This is a genomic window from Streptomyces sp. NPDC032745 (assembly GCF_055579465.1).
Genome location: NZ_JBVING010000038.1, coordinates 1 through 4,888 on the forward strand (window position 1 = coordinate 1; position 4,888 = coordinate 4,888).

Sequence of the window (4,888 nt, forward strand, 5' to 3'; positions counted from 1 at the left end):
CACACCCAGGAGCCCCACACCACCCACCACCACACCCGGATCAACAACCACCTGCTCCAACACACGAAGCAAACGCCCCACAACACCCTCAGCCGACACCCGATCAAACAGACCCGAGTTGAACTCCAACTGGGCGCTCAGGCCTGCGGGTTCGCCTCCGTCGTTGTAGGTCTCCGCCATGCGGAACAGGAGGTCGAACTTGGCCGCGCCGACCTCCACCGGGAGGGAGGCGACGCCGAGTCCCGGAAGACCGTCCACCGCCTCGAACGCGGCCGACTGATCCAGGTTGTTGAAGACGAACCGCACTTGGAAGACCGGGTGTCGATGTGCCGAGCGCGTCGGGTTGAGTGCTTCGACGAGGCGTTCGAAAGGGACGTCCTGGTGGGCGTACGCGGCGAGGGCGTTCTCCCGGACCCGGGCGATCAGCTCACGGAAGGTCGGATTGCCCGACAGGTCCGTCCGCAGGACGAGGGTGTTCAGGAAGAACCCGACCAGGTCGTCGGTCGCCTCGTCCGTACGGCCCGCGATCGGCGTACCGATCGGGATGTCCTCACCGGCGCCGAGACGTGACAGCAGCGTCGCCAGGGCAGCCTGGACCACCATGAACACCGACGCCTGGTTCTCCCGCGCCAGCTTCACGAGGCCCTCGTGCAGCGCCGGGCTGATGTCGAAGGAGACCGCGCCGCCTTCCTGGACGCCTCCCGCCGTGCGCGGCCGGCGGCCGGGGATGTCGAGTTCTTCCGGCAGTCCGGCCAGGGCGTCCTTCCAATAGGCCAGCTGCTTCGAGATCGGGCTTTCGGGATCCTCCTCCGAGCCCAGCACCTCCCGCTGCCACACCGTGTAATCCGCGTACTGGACAGGAAGCTCCGACCAACCGGGAGCCTCCCCGCCACTGCGCGCCGAATACGCCACCGTCAGATCACGCGCCAGCAGCGGAACCGACCACCCGTCCGCACTGATGTGATGCACCAGCACCAGCAGCACGTGCTCCTCCGGAGCCACCTCGAACAGCCACGCCCGGATGGGAATCTCCCCGGACAGATCGAAGCCGTAACGTGCCGCCTCAGCCATGCGTGCGGAAAGGTCGGTCTCGTTCACGGCCTCGTACGTCACCACCGGCCGGGCCTCGTCGCCCGACAGGACGATTTGGTAGGGCCCTTCGGCATCCTCGGCGAAGACCGTCCGCAGGCTCTCGTGCCGGACCACCACGTCGGACAGGGCCGCGCTCAGCGCCTCGCGGTCCAGGGCACCAGACAGCCGCAGCGACAGCGGCATGTTGTACGTCGCGGCCGGGCCTTCCATGCGGTGCAGGAACCACAGGCCCTGCTGGGCGAACGACAGCGGGATCCGCTCGGGCCGCTCGGCCCTGACCACACCGGGTCGGGCGCCGGCCGCGTCGTCCAGAAGGCGGAGCAGGCCCGCGACGGACCGCGCTTCGAACATCTGGCGGATGTTGAGTTCGAACCCGAGGGCGCTGCGGACGCGGCTCACGACACGGATGACCAGCAGGGAGTGTCCGCCGAGTTCGAAGAAGTCCTCGTCGGTCCCGACATGGGGGATGCCGAGGATTTCCGCGAAGAGCCCGCAGAGGATCTCCTCCCGTGGGTCGCGCGGCCGGTGGATCACGCCGCGCCTCGCGTCCCCGTTCCCGTCGCCGCCGTAGGCGGGGGCGGGCAGCGCCCGGCGGTCCAGCTTCCCGTTGGATGTCGTGGGCAGGGCGTCCAGGACGACGACGGCGGCGGGCACCATGTACTCGGGCAGGTGCCGGGAGGCGTGGGTGCGCAGCTCGGCCGGGTCGAGGGTCGCAGTGTCTTCCGGTACGACGTAGGCCACGACCCGGTGGTCGCCCTGGCTCTCCTCGCGGACCACGGCAGCGACCTGTCGCACGCCGGTGGAGCGGGCGAGGACCGACTGGATCTCGCCGAGTTCGATGCGGAAGCCACGGACCTTGACCTGGTCGTCGACGCGGTTCAGGTACTCGAGGTGGCCGTCCTCGCGCCACCGTACGAGGTCGCCGGTCCGGTACATGCGTGTGGCGGGCGGACCGAACGGATCCGCGACGAAGCGTTCCGCCGTCAGCTCGGGGCGGCCGAGGTAACCGCGGGCCAGGACGGCTCCCGCCACGTACAGCTCGCCCGCGACGCCCGTGGCCACGGGCCGTAGGGCACTGTCGAGCACGTACATGCGGGTGTTCCAGAACGGCCGGCCGATCGGCACCGCACCGGGCGGGGTGTCCGCGCCGGGCTCCAGGACGTACTCGGCACTGGTCACGGACGTCTCCGTCGGACCGTAGGCATTGATCAGCCGCATGTCCGGGTGGGCGGCGCGCCAGCGCTCCAGCACCTCACCGCGCAGGGCCTCGCCGGCGATCAGCATCGTGCGCACACCGGCGACGACGGCGGGCTGCGCCTCCAGCATCGGCAGGTGTGACGGCGTGACCTTCAGGAGGGTGGGAAGGGGGCCGTGTTCGGCAACGCGTTCGTCGAGCTCGGCGAGACGTACGCAACCGCCCACCATCAGGGGCGTCCAGAGGGCCGTCACCGACATGTCGAAGGAAACGGAGGAATGCATCAGAGACACGCCTGCCGCGTCCGGGTAGGCCTCGACGCTGCGGGCCAGATAGGCCCCCAGGGAGCGGTGCTCGACCACCACTCCCTTAGGGCGGCCGGTGGAGCCGGAGGTGAAGATGACGTACGCCGGCCATGACGGTTCCACGCGGCTCAGGCGGACGGATTCGTCGATGCCCTCGATCTCGCGGAGGGTTGGCCAGGACTCGTCGATGACGACGACCGGATCCGACTCCTCCAGCATGACCGCGATCCGCTCTGCCGGATACTCGGGGTCGACCGGCACATACGCAGCACCCGACTTCGCCACCGCGAGCAGGGCCACCATCAGGTCGACCGAACGCGGCAGCTTGACCGCGACCCGGCGCTCGGGACCGGCGCCCGCCGCCACCAGCACCCGCGCCAAGCGGTCCGATGCACTGTCCAACTCGACGTAGGTCAGCGATCGTTCGTCGTCGGTGACGGCGACGGCCGCAGGCGTGCGCGTCGCCTGCGCCGTGAACAGTCCCGGCAGCGTCACGGCTGCCACTTCGCGTGATGTGGCGTTCCGCTCCAGGAGCACCCGCTCGCGTTCCTCTTCACCGAGGAGGTCGACCCGACCCACCACGGTGTCGGGGTCGGCAACGAGCTGCTCCAGGACGTGGAGGACCCGCGCGGCGACGGCCTCGGCTTTCGTACGCTCCACCAGGTCCGGCTGGTGGTCCAGGCGGAACTGCAGCTCTTCGCCGGGCATCACGGTCAGACCCAGGGTGTAGTGCATGGCGGCGCCGCCCTGGGCTCCGACGACGCGCAGACTGCCGGCGTCGATGGAGGCGCCGAGTTCCGCGCTTCGTACGGGGTAGTTGTCGAAGGCCATCGAGGTGTCGAACAGGTCGCCGACGCCGGCCAGGCGCTGGATGTCCGTCAGTCCGAGGTGCTGGTGGTCCAGGAGACGGGCCTGTTCGGCCTGCAGGCGGGTGAGGAGCCTGCCGAAGGTCTCCGTGGGATCGAGTCGCAGCCTCAGGGGCACGGTGTTGATGAACAGGCCGACCATGTCCTCGACACCGGTCAACTCCGGTGAACGGCCGGAGACGACGACACCGAAGACCACGTCGTCGCGTCCGAGGAGGCTGGACAGCACGAGGCTCCAGGCCGCCTGGACGACGGAGTTGACGGTCACGCCGAGCGAGCGGGCGCGCCGCTCGAGCGCCGCGGTCTGCGGCGCCGGGAGGCCGAAGGTGAGCTGGCCCGGCGCCTTCGGTACGCGGCCGTCCGTGACGGGTGCGACCAGCGAGGGTCCTTCGAGGCCGGCCAGGGCTTCGCGCCAGGCCTGTTCGGTCGCTTCCCGATCCTGCTCGGCGAGCCACTTCAGGTAGTCACGGTAAGGACGGACGAGCGGCAGAGCCTGCTCGTCGGCCCCGTTGACGTACAGCGCCATCAGTTCGCGCAGCATGACGGGCAGGGACCAGCCGTCGAGCACGGTGTGGTGGGCGGCGATCACCAGCCGGTGCTGGTCATCGTCCTGTCGCACCAGGGTGAAGCGGATCAGCGGCGGCTTGCCCAGGTCGAAGCGGCGGGCGTGGTCCTCCCGCATGATGCGGGCGGTCTCGTGTTCGCGCTCCTGCGGGGACAGGTGTGACAGGTCCACTTCGGACCAGGCCACGGGTATGTCCTTCAGGACGATCTGGACCCACTCGCCGGTCTTGCGCTGGCGGAAACAGGCGCGCAGGGCGGCATGCCGGCGCAGCATGGCTGCGGCGGCCGCTCGCAGGGCGGCGGGCTCCAGGCTTCCTTCGACGTCGAAGGCCAGCTGCAGGGTGTAGATCCCTGCGGTCTCGTCGTCGTAGACGCTGTGGAAGATCAGGCCTTCCTGCAGCGGAGACAGGGAAAGGATGTCCTCGATGGACTGCGACTTGCGGCTCACTGTTTCCCTCACTCGCTTTCCAGCTCTGCAAAGAAGTCGTCTTCGAATTCGTCGATCTCGCTCTGGCTGATGGAGACCAGAGCAATGTCGGAGGGCGTCAGGCCGCCGGCGTCGGGGCGTTCGGCGTGCGCGACGAGGCCGCGGAGCGCGTCGAACCAGGCCTCGGCGAGGGCTTCCACGTCCTTTTCGGGGAGTAGGTCGCGGGCCCAGGTCCAGCCGGCGATCAGCTCCGGCCCGTCCGGGCCGTCCTCGGTGAGCGCGTTCAGCTCCAGCACGTACGGGAGCGGGGCATCCGGACGGTCACCGGGAACGATCGCTCCGGATCCGGGGACGACGTTCCAGTCGGTGGCTTCGCCGCCCGCAGCGACCCGCCCCAGATAGTTGAACCCCAACTGCGGCCGATCGAACCCCGAAAGAA

1 protein-coding gene and 1 pseudogene are annotated in these 4,888 nt (G+C 69.3%); both read right to left on the reverse strand.

The window, feature by feature from the left end:
* The coding region (locus tag ACZ5WG_RS40735) for an amino acid adenylation domain-containing protein (RefSeq protein WP_468729695.1) at positions 1-4,470 on the reverse strand (4,470 nt) is incomplete at its 3' end.
* A gap of 8 nt (positions 4,471-4,478) precedes the next feature.
* Positions 4,479-4,888, reverse strand: a pseudogene (locus tag ACZ5WG_RS40740) (condensation domain-containing protein); the annotation flags it as partial.